The sequence below is a fragment of the Nocardioides sp. genome (assembly GCF_036503465.1).
GTDB lineage: Bacteria > Actinomycetota > Actinomycetes > Propionibacteriales > Nocardioidaceae > Nocardioides.
The window spans coordinates 23,142-37,604 of sequence record NZ_DASXWU010000021.1; the positions used below are offsets into that span (position 1 = coordinate 23,142).

13 protein-coding genes are annotated in these 14,463 nt (G+C 70.9%); 4 read left to right on the forward strand and 9 right to left on the reverse strand.

Annotated elements, in window-relative coordinates; genetic code table 11:
* Positions 1 to 5: 5 nt before the first annotated feature.
* The 4 genes from VGK78_RS03120 to VGK78_RS03135 form a co-directional block, all read right to left on the reverse strand.
* The gene (locus VGK78_RS03120; protein ID WP_331525853.1) at positions 6 to 1,382 is read right to left on the reverse strand and encodes an NAD(P)H-hydrate dehydratase; all 1,377 of its coding nucleotides are present in this window, start codon (positions 1,380 to 1,382) and stop codon (positions 6 to 8) included.
* Between the two features lie 228 nt (positions 1,383 to 1,610).
* Positions 1,611 to 1,964, reverse strand: a complete 354-nt coding sequence (locus VGK78_RS03125; RefSeq protein WP_331525855.1) for a holo-ACP synthase — start codon at positions 1,962 to 1,964, stop codon at positions 1,611 to 1,613.
* Positions 1,965 to 1,972: 8 nt separating this feature from the next.
* Complete coding sequence (gene glmS, locus VGK78_RS03130; protein ID WP_331525856.1) at positions 1,973 to 3,817, reverse strand: glutamine--fructose-6-phosphate transaminase (isomerizing); 1,845 nt, start codon at positions 3,815 to 3,817, stop codon at positions 1,973 to 1,975.
* An 88-nt stretch (positions 3,818 to 3,905) separates the two neighbouring features.
* A complete protein-coding gene (locus VGK78_RS03135; RefSeq protein ID WP_331525858.1) occupies positions 3,906 to 5,273 on the reverse strand; it encodes a S53 family peptidase in 1,368 nt (455 codons plus the stop codon).
* A 172-nt stretch (positions 5,274 to 5,445) separates the two neighbouring features.
* On the opposite strand from VGK78_RS03135, the gene coaA reads away from it, so the two are divergent.
* The gene (gene coaA / locus VGK78_RS03140) at positions 5,446 to 6,426 is read left to right on the forward strand and encodes a type I pantothenate kinase (RefSeq protein ID WP_331525859.1); all 981 of its coding nucleotides are present in this window, start codon (positions 5,446 to 5,448) and stop codon (positions 6,424 to 6,426) included.
* Positions 6,427 to 6,435: 9 nt separating this feature from the next.
* Here the strand turns inward: coaA and VGK78_RS03145 are convergent, their stop codons facing one another.
* The 4 genes from VGK78_RS03145 to rplM all read right to left on the reverse strand — a co-directional run bounded on the left by VGK78_RS03145 (position 6,436) and on the right by rplM (position 9,872).
* Positions 6,436 to 7,425 carry a GNAT family N-acetyltransferase gene (locus tag VGK78_RS03145; RefSeq protein ID WP_331525873.1) on the reverse strand — a complete coding sequence of 330 codons (990 nt, stop codon included), beginning with the start codon at positions 7,423 to 7,425 and terminating at the stop codon, positions 6,436 to 6,438.
* 61 nt (positions 7,426 to 7,486) lie between these two features.
* A complete protein-coding gene (gene glmM / locus VGK78_RS03150; RefSeq protein WP_331525860.1) occupies positions 7,487 to 8,833 on the reverse strand; it encodes a phosphoglucosamine mutase in 1,347 nt (448 codons plus the stop codon).
* A 50-nt stretch (positions 8,834 to 8,883) separates the two neighbouring features.
* Positions 8,884 to 9,390, reverse strand: coding sequence for a 30S ribosomal protein S9 (gene rpsI, locus VGK78_RS03155; protein ID WP_331525861.1), 507 nt, complete (start codon positions 9,388 to 9,390; stop codon positions 8,884 to 8,886).
* A gap of 38 nt (positions 9,391 to 9,428) precedes the next feature.
* Positions 9,429 to 9,872 carry a 50S ribosomal protein L13 gene (gene rplM / locus VGK78_RS03160; protein WP_331525863.1) on the reverse strand — a complete coding sequence of 148 codons (444 nt, stop codon included), beginning with the start codon at positions 9,870 to 9,872 and terminating at the stop codon, positions 9,429 to 9,431.
* Positions 9,873 to 10,169: 297 nt separating this feature from the next.
* Here rplM and VGK78_RS03165 point away from each other — a divergent pair, with 297 nt between their 5' ends.
* The 3 genes from VGK78_RS03165 to VGK78_RS03175 all read left to right on the forward strand — a co-directional run bounded on the left by VGK78_RS03165 (position 10,170) and on the right by VGK78_RS03175 (position 13,620).
* Positions 10,170 to 11,456, forward strand: coding sequence for a citrate synthase (locus tag VGK78_RS03165; protein WP_331525865.1), 1,287 nt, complete (start codon positions 10,170 to 10,172; stop codon positions 11,454 to 11,456).
* Positions 11,457 to 11,691: 235 nt separating this feature from the next.
* Entirely contained in the window at positions 11,692 to 12,249 is a 558-nt protein-coding gene (locus VGK78_RS03170) for a hypothetical protein (RefSeq protein ID WP_331525866.1), read from the forward strand.
* A 75-nt stretch (positions 12,250 to 12,324) separates the two neighbouring features.
* Positions 12,325 to 13,620 (forward strand): S1C family serine protease, encoded by a 1,296-nt coding sequence (locus VGK78_RS03175; RefSeq protein WP_331525867.1) that lies wholly within the window; start codon positions 12,325 to 12,327, stop codon positions 13,618 to 13,620.
* A gap of 135 nt (positions 13,621 to 13,755) precedes the next feature.
* Here VGK78_RS03175 and VGK78_RS03180 read toward each other — a convergent pair.
* Positions 13,756 to 14,463 (reverse strand): ATP-binding cassette domain-containing protein (locus tag VGK78_RS03180; RefSeq protein ID WP_331525870.1); only part of this gene is annotated, 708 nt, incomplete at its 5' end.

Genomic DNA, 14,463 nt, shown 5'->3' on the forward strand with positions numbered 1-14,463 from the left:
CGCGGCTACCGCAGCAGGTCGGCGACCACGCTCGGCAGGGCGCCCGCGACGGCCGGTGCGCTGACCGGTCCGCCGGACGAGACGTACGTCGCGGCAGCGCCGTGCAGCCAGGAGCCGGCCGTCCCGGCGTCGTACGGCGAGAGCCCCGCCGCCATCAGGGCGCCGCAGAGCCCGCCGAGGACGTCGCCCGCGCCGGCGACGGCGAGCCACGGCGTACCGGTCGTGGTGACGCCGACCCGTCCGTCCGGATCCGCCACCAGGGTGTGGTGGCCCTTGAGGAGGACGGTGGCGGCGTACTCGGACACCGCCCGGCGGGCGCAGGCGAGGCGGTCCGCCTCGACCTCCGCCCGCTCGACATCGAGCATCGCCGCCAGCTCGCCGGCGTGCGGCGTCAGCAGCGCCGGCCGGTCCAGCGGGGCGTCGAGGTGCTGGAGGGCGTCGGCGTCGATCACCAGAGGTACGTCGTCGCGCAGCGCCGCGGCGAGTATTCCGGCCACGTCGTCGCCCCCGCCCGATCCGACCACCCAGGCCTGGACCCGCCCCTCCCCCACGACCACCTCGGGGTGGGTCGCCAGGACCGCGTCGGGTGCCCCACCGGCGTACCGGACCATCCCCACCAGCCCGCAGGTCGCTCCGGACGTCGAGAGCACGCCCGCGCCCGGATAGCGCTCCGAGCCGGCGCGGATGCCGACGACTCCGCGGCGGTACTTGTGCGTCTCGGGCTCGGGCCTCGGCAGCAGCGCGGCGACGTCGTCCTGCTGCAGCGCGGTGACCCCGGCCTCGGGCAGGTCGAGCCCGATGTCGACCAGCTCCACGACGCCGCAGGCCGAGGCGGCGGGCTCGACGAGGTGGCAGACCTTGTGGGTGCCGAAGGTCACCGTCAGGTCGGCCGTCACGTACGCGCCCTCGAGCTGGCCGGTGTCGACGTCGACCCCGCTCGGGACGTCGACCGCGACCATCGGGACACCTGCGACCCGATCGACCGCTTCCCGGGCGCGGTCCCGGAGACCCGGCCGTCCGCCGATGCCGACGATGCCGTCCAGCACCACGTCGGGCCGGGCGATCCCGGCGAGCTCGACCCGATGCCCGCCCGCAGCCAGCAGAGCCGCCAGACCCGCTTCGTGCAGCGAGTCCGCCACGGCGACCACCTCGACCCGGGCGCCTCGCCGGGCGAGCATCCCCCCGGCGTACAACGCGTCCCCGCCGTTGTCCCCCGACCCGACCAGGAGCAGCACCCGGCGCCCGTACGCACCACCCAACAGGTCGATCACCGACGTCGCCAGCCCGGCCGCCGCCCGCTGCATCAGCGTGCCCTCGGGCAGCTGTGCCGCCAGCGCCCGTTCCGCCGCCCGGACCTGCTCGACGGTGTGCGCCGACCTCATGTCCCGACCCTAGTGGGGCACCTGGGGGTCGTGGGCCTGAGAACGCGTCAGGACGCGTTCTCGGGCAGCGGGCGCGCTCCATCACTGCGCGCGGCCGGATCGTGGCCCGCTGCACGTCGTTCGAGCTCCGGCACGAGGCCGATGACGTCGCCCGCGACCTGATCGCCCTGGGCGTGCCGCGCACAGATCCGCCGCGCGCTGCGTGACCGGTCCCTCAACCGGTCGACCTCACCCCTCCAGCACCACCATCGCCGAGGCGATCCCGGCGTCGTGGGAGAGGGACAGGTGGACCGAGGTGGCGCCGAGCTCGGTCGCTCGGGCGGCGACGGTGCCGCGCAGGGCGAGCAGCGGCCGGCCCGACGACTCGGAGACCACCTCGGCGTCGTGCCAGTCCAGGTTGCCCGGGGCGCCGAGTGCCTTGGCCAGCGCCTCCTTGGCCGCGAACCGGGCGGCCAGCGACGCGAGCGGTCGGCTCGCCTCGGCGGGGGTGAAGATCCGCTCGACCAGTCCCGGCGTGCGCCGCAACGCGTCGTCGAAGCGGGAGATGTCGACCACGTCGATGCCGACGCCGACGATCGCCACCGGACCTCTTACTCGACCGTGACGGACTTGGCCAGGTTGCGCGGCTGGTCGACGTCGTGGCCGAGCCGCGAGGCCAGCTCGCACGCGAAGAGCTGCAGAGGTACGACGGCCGCCACCGGCTGCAGCAACGTCGACACGCGCGGCAGCCGGATGATCGTGTCCGCGAACTCCTCGATGCCGGGATCGTCGTCCTCGACCAGCACGATCGTCCGCGCCCCGCGCGCCCGGATCTCCTGGATCGCGCTGACCATCTTGTCGTGCAGCTGGTCGCGGCCGCGCGGGGGCACGACGCAGAACACCGGCAGCCCCGGCTCGATCAGCGCGATCGGCCCGTGCTTGAGCTCCCCCGCTGCGAACCCCTCGGCGTGCAGGTAGGCCAGCTCCTTCAGCTTCAGCGCACCCTCGAGCGCGATCGGGAACCCGACGTGCCGCCCGAGGAACAGCACCGACCGCGCGCCCTCGAGCTCCTCGGCGAGGGCGTAGAGGTCATCCGCGCCGTCGAGGATCCGCTGCACGTGGTCCGGCATGTCGCGCAGCTCCGCCACCACCCGCGCGATCTCGTCGGCGTACGACGTGCCGCGCACCTGGGCGAGGTACAGCCCCAACAGGTACGCCGCGACCATCTGGGTGATGAAGCCCTTGGTCGACGCGACCCCGATCTCCGGGCCGGCGTGGGTGTAGATCACCGCGTCGGACTCACGCGGGATCGTGGAGCCGTTGGTGTTGCAGATCGCCAGCACCTTCGACCGTTGCTGGCGCGCGTGCCGGATCGCCATCAGCGTGTCGGCGGTCTCGCCGGACTGGCTGATCGCGACCACCAGCGTCGACCGGGTGAGGATCGGGTCGCGGTAGCGGAACTCATGCGCCAGCTCGACCTCGCAGGGGATGCGGGTCCAGTGCTCGATGGCGTACTTCGCGACGAGCCCCGCGTAGAACGCCGTCCCGCAGGCGATCACGATGATCTTGTCGACTTCCCGGAGCTCGTCGTCGGAGATCCGCACCTCGTCGAGCTGCAACCGCCCGGACCGGTCGTGACGCCCGAGCAGCGCGTCGGCGATTGCCCGCGGCTGCTCGAAGATCTCCTTGCGCATGAACCAGTCGAAGCCGCCCTTCTCGGCGGCCGAGAGGTCCCAGTCGACGTGGTAGCGGGTGCCCTCGGCGGGAGCGCCGTCGAAGCCGATCACCTCGACGCCCTCGCGGGTGATCGTGACGATCTGGTCCTGCCCGAGCTCCATGGCCTCACGCGTGTGCTCGATGAACGCCGCCACGTCGGAGCCGATGAAGTTCTCGCCCTCACCGATCCCGACCACGAGCGGGGAGTTACGTCGTGCCGCCACGACCCGCGACGGGTCCTCGGCGTCGACGGCGACCAGGGTGAACGCCCCCTCGAGCCTCGCGCAGACCTGTTGCATCGCCCCGGTGAGGGTGGCGCCCGTGGACAGCGCGCTCTCGAGCAGGTGCGCCGCGATCTCGGTGTCGGTCTCGGATCTCAGCTCGTGGCCGGCCGCCTCGACCTCGGCCCGGAGCTCGGCGAAGTTCTCGATGATGCCGTTGTGCACCAGCGCGACACGGGCGTCGTTGCCCAGGTGCGGGTGTGCGTTGGTGTCGTTGGGGGCGCCGTGCGTCGCCCAGCGGGTGTGCCCGATGCCGGTGGTGGCACCGGGGAGCGGCGACTCCGAGAGCACCTTCTCGAGGTTGGCCAGCTTGCCGGCCTTCTTCGCCCAGGCGATCCGGCCATCGCTGACGAGGGCCACCCCGGCGGAGTCGTAGCCGCGGTACTCCAACCTGCGCAGTCCCTCGATGACGACGTCCTGGGCCTGCTTCGGGCCGACGTACCCCACGATGCCGCACATGGGCGGGATTCTATCGGCGACTGGGCCCGGAGCATCCCGCGGCGAGGCGGTCACCGCGTGCGCGGTGACCGGCCCTGCCCGAGTGGCGTCAGCCGGTGTGGCTGATCAGCTGCGGCAGGAGCAAGGCCGCGTCCGGCGTGCCGAGACCCGTGACCGCGTCCCAGCCGTGGTCGGCGTTGAACCCGAAGCCGCCGAGCTCGACGACGTCGTTGTTGCCCGTCGTGACGTCGTGCAGCGCACCACTGCGCTGCGCGGTGCCGGCGATGCCGTACAGCGCCGGGTTGAGGTCACCCATCCGCCGGCCGGCCATCTGGTCCCCGATCGCGGTGATCCCGGCCCACTGCGGCGTGCCCGCGCTGGTGCCACCGAACAGGAAGACCGCGGTCTTGCCGTTGTTGCAGACCGAGCAGACGGTGAGGACACCGCCGTTGACTCCCGCGTTGTAGGCGACATCCGGGACACCTCGTCCAGTGCCACTCACGAAGCCCTTCTGGAAGTCCGGCCTCGGGAAGACGGCACTGTGGCCGCCGCCGCTGCAGTTGATGTCACCGGACGCCACGGCCGGCGGGTTGCAACCGAAGAGCTGCTCGGTCCACGCGGTCTCGCCGACGTAGGTGCCGTCATCGGCGGCGTTGAGGGTGGTGCCGCCGACCCCGGTCACCAGCGGGTCGGACGCCGGGCTGCTCGCGGCCGCGGTGGCACCGCTGCCGTCGCAGGTGAACTGGGCCGCGCCGGAGTCACCGGACGACGCGATCGGGGTGATCCCCTTGTCGACCGCCGTCTGGAACATCTGGTGCTGGTCGGCCAACAGCTGCGGGTCGACACAGGTGTCGTTCTCGCCGAAGCTCTGCGAGATGACGTCACCGAGGTCGTGGTCGACGGCGTACTGCGTCGCCGACAGGATGTCGGTGTCGTTGTTGCTCGCGGCCGAGACCAGAACGATGTTCGCGGCGGGTGCGATCGCGTGGGACCACAGGACGTCCAGCGTCGTCTCCTCTCCCCAGCCGACCTGGTTGGCGTCGTGCTTGTTGAACCTCGGCGTCCCCGGCATCACGATGTTCGTGAACGACGACGTGGGAAGGTCGAAGGTCTGGTTGAACGTCGCCAGGTCGTCGGCGATGTACGGGTTCTGGTAGGCGTCGATGATCACGATCGTGCGGCCGGCACCGTTGTTGCCGTCGGCGAGCAGTGGGGAGACGCCGTATGCCTTCTGGATCTCCGCCGGCGAGTAGCAGCGCGGGCCCTTCGACCCGTCGATCGGCCTGGACTGGCACGAGAACGTCGCGGCGTGCGGCAGCGTGGCGACCTTTCTCGCGTCGGGGTGGACCTTGACCGGGTGAGGATGGAGCTTCGCCGGCGCAGCACCGGCGTTCGGGCTCTGAGCGAGCGTCAGGGCGGCCGTCGCCGCGGTAGCGGCGAGAAGGGCGAGCCCCTGGGTGAAATGGGTCTTCTTCACGTGGATGTCATCTCCTGCATGCGTGACAGGCCCCCGGCGGGTCACCTGGGCCATTTCGGACAATCGCACCGGCGGTTGCGCAGGTCAACCAGTGACTTTTGTCGCGATCCGAGGTATAGGAGGCCTCGCACCCACCGCGGCGGCGGTCCGGGGCGATGCGACAATGCCCGCCATGCCCACCGCAGCGGCCCGGGGAGCCAACGGCGCAGAACCCTCAGGGCCCTCGCCGTACGTCGAGCTCGACCGCGACGCGTGGGCGGCCCTCGGTGAGCGCGTCCGCCAGCCGCTGTCGGCCGAGGAGATCGGCCGGCTGCGCGGGCTCGGCGACCAGCTGGACCTCGACGAGGTGGAGCAGGTCTATCTCCCCTTGTCGCGTCTCCTGAGCCTGCGCGTGGAGGCGGCACGCAGGCTGCACCGTGAGCAGGAGGACTTCCTGCACCAGCCGCAGCCGCCACGCACGCCGTTCGTGATCGGGCTGGCCGGGTCGGTCGCGGTCGGCAAGTCGACGACCGCCCGCGTGCTCCAGCAGATGCTCGCGCACTGGGAGGAGCACCCGAACGTCGCGCTGGTCACGACCGACGGCTTCCTCCACCCCAACGCGGAGCTCGAGCGCCGCGGGCTGCTGCAGCGGAAGGGCTTCCCGGAGTCCTACGACCGTCGGGCACTGCTGCGCTTCGTCGTCGACATCAAGTCGGGCAAGGAGGAGGTGGAGGCCCCGACGTACTCGCACCTGGTGTACGACGTGGTGCCCGACGGCAAGGTCGTCGTGCGCTCGCCGGACATCGTGATCCTCGAGGGCCTGAACGTGCTCCAGCCCGCCCGTCCGGCCGAGGACGGCCGCGCGGGTCTCGCGCTCAGCGACTTCTTCGACTTCGGGATCTACGTCGACGCCGCCACCACGGACATCCGGTCCTGGTACGTCGAGCGGTTCCTCCGGCTGCGGGAGACCGCCTTCGCCGACCCCGCGTCGTACTTCCGCCGGTACGCCGGGCTGTCGGCGGAGGAGGCCGTGGCCACCGCGGAGGGCATCTGGGACTCCATCAACGGGCCCAACCTGGAGCAGAACATCAAGCCCACCCGTTCCCGGGCGACGCTGGTGCTGCGCAAGGACCGCGACCACTCGGTGCGCTACGTCCGCCTCCGCAAGCTGTGACGGCGCGCCTCAGATGCTGCGGTGGTACTCCAAGAGGTGCTCGACGACCCGGTAGCCGAGGGCCTGGTTGACGGCGTTCATGTGCTCGTTGACGTCGGCGTTGCTGGTCACCACCAGACGGCACTCCGGGAAGTCGGCACGGAGCGCCCGATGCGTCGCGAGCTTCATCGCCAGGCCGAGCCGGTGCCCACGGTGCTCGGGCAGCACCATGGTCACGCCGACGTGGGCCACGCGCGGGTCGTGGGTGCTGACCTGCAACCCGGTGAGACCGACCACGGAACCGTCCGGCGCCACGGCGGCGGCCTCGAGGGGGATCACGCCGATCTCGACCTGGTGCCGCTCGTGCGCGCGGACCCGGTCGACCGTCCAGTCCCGGTCGCCGATGTCGAGGTCGCCTTGCGGGATCAGGCTCATCACCCGGCTCAGCGCGGCGCCGTAGCTCGCGACCAGGTCCTCCGGGCACTCCGTGCGCCAGGCGACCACCTGGTAGCCGCCGGTCGCGTGGGCGACCTCCCGCTCCAGCCCGGCCCATGTCGGCTCCGACGCGACCGCGTCGAGCGCCTTCGTCTCCTCGCGGTTCGCGAGCGAGTAGCCGCGCGCCTGGGCGAACCGGGTGCCGGCCGACTCGATGCCGGGCGGCGGCAGGTGCACCTCGACCAGCACCCGACCCCGACCGGCTGCCCGCGACCTCGCCTCCACCTCCGCCAGGACGGCCGAGCCGACGCCGTGGCCCCGATGGTCGGGATGGGCCGTCACCTCGGCATAGGCGAGCTCGGGGTTGTCCGCCATCGGCAGGTTCACCAGGCCCGCGCCGACCGGGACCTCTCCGTCGTACGCCGTGAGCAGGACGACCCGGAACTCCGGATGCTGCCGCGCCAGCCCGACCCGGGCGATCTCCCACGACGTCACGAGCTCGGGCGGCCGGTGGGAGACGGAGGTGGCCCAGGTGGAGTACCACTCGTGCAGCCGCGACTCGTCGGACCGGTCCACCTCGCGCATCTCGAGCACCCGAGCACGTTAGGAGGCGAGCCGCGGGCGCGGCACCGGATTTAGCCCCGGCTCACAAGGACAGTCGCCGGCGTACGACGTCGGCGAGGCGCTCGGCGACGTCCGTCGCCTCCTCCGACGAGGCGGCCTCGACCATGACCCGCACCAACGGCTCGGTGCCGGACGGGCGCAGCAGGACGCGGCCCGTGTCCCCGAGCTTCTCCTGCTCCCGGGCGACGGCGTCGGTGAGCTCGGCGTCGTCGGTGCGGTCCTTGTCGACGTCGGGCACGTTGAGCAGCACCTGGGGCAGGACGCTCACCACGGACGCCAGGTCGCGCAGCGAGGACGCCGTGCCGGTCATCCGCTGGAGCACCTGCAGGGCGGTCAGGATGCCGTCGCCGGTGGTGGCGTAGTCGCGCATGATGATGTGGCCGGACTGCTCGCCGCCCAGCACGAACCCGCCCTCGCGCATCGCCTCCAGCACGTAGCGGTCACCGACCGCGGTCCGCTGGACGACGATCCCGGCCCTCTGCATCGCCTGGACGAAGCCGAGGTTGCTCATCACGGTGGCCACCACCGTCTCGTGGGCCAGCCGGCCGCGCTCCTGGAGGTCGAGCGCGAGCATCGCCATCAGCTGGTCGCCGTCGACCGTCGCGCCGGTGTGGTCGACCGCCAGGCACCGGTCGGCGTCACCGTCGAGCGCGAACCCGACGTCCGCGCCACGGGCGAGCACGGCCTCACGCAGGGCATCCAGGTGGGTTGACCCGCAGCGCTGGTTGATGTTGAGCCCGTCCGGGTCGTCGTTGAGGGCGATCACGTCGGCCCCCGCGGCCCGGAGGGTGTGCGGTCCGACGACCGCGGCCGCACCGTTCGCACAGTCGAGCACCACGCGGATGTCGGAGAGCGGCTGGTCGAGCGTGCCGACCAGGTGGTCGGAGTACTCCTCGACCGAGCGGGCGTACGGCGTGACCCGGCCGACCTGGGCCCCGACCGGCCGTTCCCACGGCTCCCGGAGCCGGACCTCGATCTCCCGCTCCAACGCGTCGTCCAGCTTCACGCCGCCGCGCGCGAGGAACTTGATGCCGTTGTCGGGCATCGGGTTGTGCGAGGCGCTGATCACCACGCCGACGTCGGCGCCGAGCGCGTCGGTCAGGTACGCGACGCCCGGGGTCGGCAGGACGCGCAGGCGGATCACGTCGACCCCGGCCGACGCCAGCCCGGCCACCACCGCGTGCTCGAGGAACTGCCCCGAGATCCGGGTGTCGCGGCCCACCACGGCCACCGGACGCTGGCCGGTGAAGCTGCCGTGTGAGACGAGCACGCGAGCCGCGGCCACCCCGAGGTCGACCGCGAGCTCGGCGGTGATCTCACCGTTCGCGAGCCCGCGGACCCCGTCGGTGCCGAAGATCCGCTGCGTCATCACCCGATCATCGCAGGCTCATCGGCGTTTCAGGCGAAGCGCGGACCGGATCAGCGCTTGCTGAACTGCGGAGCCTTGCGGGCCTTCTTCAGACCGGCCTTCTTGCGCTCGATCACCCGCGCGTCGCGGGTCAGCAGGCCGGCCTTCTTCAGCGTCGGGCGGTTGGCCTCGACGTCGACGGCGTTCAGGGCACGCGCCACGCCCAGGCGCAGCGCACCGGCCTGGCCGGTGATGCCGCCGCCGTGGATGCGGGCGATCACGTCGAAGCGGCCGTCGAGCTGGAGCGCGGCGAACGGCTCCTTCACGACCTGCTGGTGCAGCTTGTTCGGGAAGTAGGAGTCGAGGGGACGTCCGTTGATGGTCCACACGCCGCTGCCCGGGACGATGCGCACGCGGGCCACGGCCTCCTTGCGGCGGCCGGTCGCGGCGGCCGGGGCGATGGTCGCCGGGCGGCCGGCGTCGGCGGCAGGGGTGCTCTCGGAGGTGTAGGCCACGCCCTGCTCGTCGGTGGTGAACGTCTCGGCCTCGGTGCCGTCGGTGGTGGTGGTGTCAGCCACGTTGGTTCCTTCGCTTCTCTGCTCTGCGGTCGGCGGGGTCACTGGGAGACCTGGGTGATCTCGAACGGCTTGGCCTGCTGGGCCTGGTGCGGGTGCGTGGGGCCGGCGTACACCTTGAGCTTCTTGAGCATCTGGCGGCCGAGCTTGTTCTTGGGCAGCATCCCCCACACGGCCTTCTCGACCACCTTGCGGGCGTCCTTCTCCAGCTGCTGGCCCACGGGAACGGCGGTGAGGCCGCCCGGGTAGCCGGAGTGGCGGTAGAGCAGCTTGCTGTTCTTCTTGTCACCGGTCAGCGCCACCTTCTCGGCGTTCACCACGATGACGAAGTCGCCCATGTCCATGTGCGGGGCGAAGGTCGGCTTGTGCTTGCCGCGCAGGAGGTTGGCGACCTGGACGGCGAGCTTGCCGAGGACGACGTCGTCGGCGTCGATGACGTGCCACTCGCGCTGGATGTCGCCGGGCTTGGGGCTGTACGTACGCACGTGCGTGTGCCCTTCTCGTTCGTTGGGTCCGGCGGGCGGTCGCCCACCAGGGTGCTGCCACGGCCTCTGACGAACGCCTCCTCGGAGGGAGGTAATCTGCCGGGCTCACCCCGTCAACAGCAGGGCGTCCCGGTCTGCCCTGGCCCGTGGTCACTCGACTCGCCCGAACGACGGGGCCAGAACGGCAGGGGTCGCGACCGCACAATCTACCGGTTGCCCAGGTCAGCGGCCAAAACGAGCCGGAACCGGACGGATACCGGATTCGCTCTCCGCAGGAGCCCGGACTAGGTTGAAAGAGTGAACGACTCCCTCACCGTCCGCGACAACCGCACCGGCCAGGAGTACGACGTACCCATCGAGAACGGTGCGGTCAGAGGGGCGGACCTCGGCAAGATCAAGGACGGCGAGGGCTCTCCGCTCGCCGTGTACGACCCCGGCTTCGTCAACACCGCGTCGTGCAAGAGCGCGGTCACCTACATCGACGGCGACCAGGGCATCCTGGAGTACCGCGGGTACCCGATCGAGCAGCTGGCCGAGAAGTCGACGTTCCTCGAGGTCGCCTACCTGCTCGTCCACGGCGAGCTGCCGACGAAGACCCAGTACGAGACCTGGGTGCACGACATCACCTACCACACGTTCGTGCACGAGAACGTCAAGAGCTTCATGGAGGGGTTCCGGTACGACGCCCACCCGATGGGGATGCTCCTGGCCTCAGTCGGCGCGCTCTCGACGTTCTACCCCGACGCCCGCGACATCAACGACGACGAGATCCGCCAGCTCCAGATCGTGCGGATGATCGCGAAGATGCCGACCCTCGGCGCCTGGTCGTTCCGGCACGCGCAGGGCAAGCCGTTCGTCTACCCCGACAACGAGCTCGGCTACACCGCGAACTTCCTCTCGATGCTCTTCAAGATGAGCGAGGACCGGTTCGCCGCCGACGAGCGGCTGGTCAAGGCGCTCGACGTGCTGTTCATCCTGCACGCCGACCACGAGCAGAACTGCTCGACCAACGCCGTACGCTCCATCGGCTCGTCGCAGGTCGACCCCTACTCGGCGGTCGCCGGCGGCGTCGCCGCCCTCTACGGCCCGCTGCACGGCGGCGCCAACGAGGCGGTGCTGCGGATGCTGCGCCGGATCGGCAAGAAGGAGAACGTCTCCGACTTCATCGACGGGGTGAAGAACGGCGACGAGCGGCTGATGGGCTTCGGGCACCGCGTCTACAAGAACTACGACCCGCGGGCGAAGATCATCAAGAAGGCCTGCGACGACGTCTTCGAGGTGACCGGGGTCAACCCGTTGCTCGAGATCGCGATGGAGCTGGAGAAGATCGCGCTGGAGGACGACTACTTCGTCTCCCGCAAGCTCTACCCCAACGTCGACTTCTACTCCGGGCTGATCTACGAGGCCTTCCAGTTCCCGCCGGAGATGTTCACGGTGCTGTTCGCGATCGGGCGCACGCCGGGCTGGCTGGCCCAGTGGCTCGAGCTCGTGCAGGACAAGGAGCAGAAGATCGCGCGGCCGAAGCAGATCTACACCGGCCACCGCACCCTCGAGTTCACCCCGGCGTCCGAGCGCTGGGCTTGAGGCCTGCTGTCGCTGCGGACGGTTCATCACGCTGAGTGGGTGAACCGGATTCTGGTTTCTGACGGTTCATCACGCTGAGTGGGTGAATGCGCGCTGGGCCAGGTGAACTCCGCTGGCCATGTGCGGGCTCCACCACCCGACGTGATGAACCGTCCATGGCCGAGTCACCAGCACCTGGTTTCCGGAGACCGGAAATGGGGCGCACGGGATGCATCGGAGTTGGCAGGATCGACCCGTGCCGACCCTGACCAGCTCCGCCGACCTCGAGGCCCAGCTCGACCACCTGCGTTATGCGCCCGCCGAGGTCGGGAGGCTCGAGATGATCGTCCGCCGGCCTGACACCGGACTCCGCGAGATCCTCGACGAGGGCGTCCTCGACGAGGCGGACGGGCTCGTCGGCGACAACTGGCTGACCCGTGCGACGTCCCGCGCGATCGCCGAGGGGCGCCACCTCGACGCGATGATCACGGTGATGAGCGCGCGGATGGTCGGCCTGCTCGGCGACACCGACGAGGTCAAGGCGCAGGCGGGCGACCAGCTCTGCGTCGACCTCGACATCTCCCACGACAACCTGCCCGCGGGCGCCCGCCTCGCGATCGGCGACGAGGCGGTCCTCGAGGTCACCCCCAAGCCGCACGCCGGCTGCAAGAAGTTCCTGGCCCGGTTCGGCCCCGACGCGGTGGCCTTCGTCAACGGCGAGGTCGGCACCCGGATGCGACTGCGCGGTCTCAACGCCCGGGTCGTGCGCGGCGGCGTCGTCCGGCGAGGAGACGTCGTACGCCGGATCGGCTGAGGCTTCTCGGGCTTCTTCAGGACACCCCAGCGGCATCTCAGGCTCCTCCCAGACTCGACCGGCAGCCTTCGGGACATGACGCACGACCCGTACGGCCGGAGTGAGCCGGAGAACCGACGTGAGTGGGGTCAGGAGCCGCCGACACCACCCGCGAACTGGTCGCCGTACGGTTACGCAGCCCAGCCGGAGGACGGCCGCTCCACCCTCGGCCAGGACGTCGCAGGTCCGGTTCTCCCGCCGGACCGACGTCCCCGGGGCAGGCTGCGAGGCAAGGGGCTGGCCGCCACGGTCGTGGCGGCCAGCCTCCTCGTCGGCGGCGCGGCGGGTGTGGGCGGGGCTGCGGCGTGGACCTCGACCCACGACTCCGTCCAGACGTCCCCGGTGCTGACGCAGACCGGCGGTACGACGGCCCAGACCGCGTCCACCGGCTCGATCGAGAAGGTCGCCCAGAACGTGCTGCCGTCGGTGGTGATGATCGACGTGAGCGGACCCAACGGGTCGGGCTCCGGCTCCGGGATCATCCTCAGCCAGGACGGCAAGATCCTCACCAACAACCACGTGGTCGCCATCGCCGGCAGGTCGGGCAGTCTGAGCGTCTCGTTCAACGACGGGTCGCACGCGAACGCGAAGATCCTCGGCACCGACCCGCTCACCGACACCGCGGTGATCCAGGCCGAGAACGTCAAGAACCTCACGCCGGCGACGCTCGGGCACTCCTCGAGCCTCCAGGTCGGGCAGGGCGTCGTCGCCATCGGCTCGCCGTTCGGGCTCGACGCCACGGTCACCAGCGGCATCGTCAGTGCGCTGAACCGGCCGGTCAACGTCGGCCAGGTCAGCCAGGGCAACTCCACGGTCTACCCGGCGATCCAGACCGATGCGGCGATCAACCCGGGCAACTCCGGCGGACCGCTGGTGGACCTCTCCGGCGCGGTCGTCGGGATCGACGCGGCGATCCAGACCGCGACGAACGGCACGGGGACCGGCGAGCCCGGCTCGATCGGCCTCGGCTTCGCGATCCCGATCGACGAGGTGCTGCCGATCGTGCAGCAGATGATCAAGGGTGAGACCCCGACCCACGCACGGCTCGGGATCGGCGTCGAGAACGCCGCGTCCAGCAACGGCGCCCAGTTCACCGACGGCGCCAAGGTGGCCTCGGTCAACAACGGGTCCGCTGCTGCGAACGCCGGGCTCAAGGCCGGAGACGTGATCACCAAGATCGACGACCACCTGATCACGTCGTCGGACGGGCTGGTCGCGATCATCCGGTCCTACCGACCCGGCGACCACGTCACGGTCACCTACGAACGCGGCGGCGACAGCCACACGGTCCAGGTCACCCTGGACTCCGACGCCGCCACCCAGAACTCCTGATCTCGAGGCCCGGGCCGGGCGTCCGAGCGCCGGTGACGCCCCCCGGGTCTTGAGCATCGCGGGTGAGGAACGGACGAAGTCCGCGCCTCACCCGCGATGTGAACGGCGCAGCGAGCGTGCTCGCAAGCCGCACATCTAGCGCGCCCGGCGGACCCGCGTCTCGTCCCAGACCGGGCCGTCGGACTCGTAGACGTCGCCGTCGGCGCCGTAGACGAGAAACCGGTCGAAGCCGCGGGCGAACCAGCGGTCGTGGGTGACCGCGACGACGGTGCCCTCGAAGGCCTCGAGCCCCTCCTCGAGGGCCTCGGCGGACTGGACGTCGAGGTTGTCGGTCGGCTCGTCGAGCAGCAGCAGGGTGGCTCCGGACAGCTCGAGCAGCAGGATCTGGAAGCGCGCCTGCTGACCGCCGGAGAGCGACTCGAACCTCTGCTCCGAGGCGTGGGCCAGCTCGTAGCGGTCGAGCACCCGGGCGGCGGCCTCACGGCCCATCCCGGCGCGGCCGTCCGGCCGGCCGTCTCCGCGATGCAGGATCTCCAGCAGCGTCCGCCCCACCAGCTCCGGGTGCTCGTGGGTCTGCACGAACCAGCCCGGTCGCACGCGCGCACCCAGCTTGGCCTTGCCGGTGTGCCGCACCGGTTCGATCGGGGTGTCGTCCACTGGGCGATGCTCGACATCGGGGTCGGAGCCGCCCGCGGCCAGCAGCCGCAGGAAGTGCGACTTCCCGGAACCGTTGCTGCCCAGCACCGCGACCCGCTCGCCGTACCACACCTCGAGACCGAACGGATGCATGAGGCCGGTGAGCTCGAGGTCCTCGCAGACGACCGCGCGCTTGCCGGTGCGACC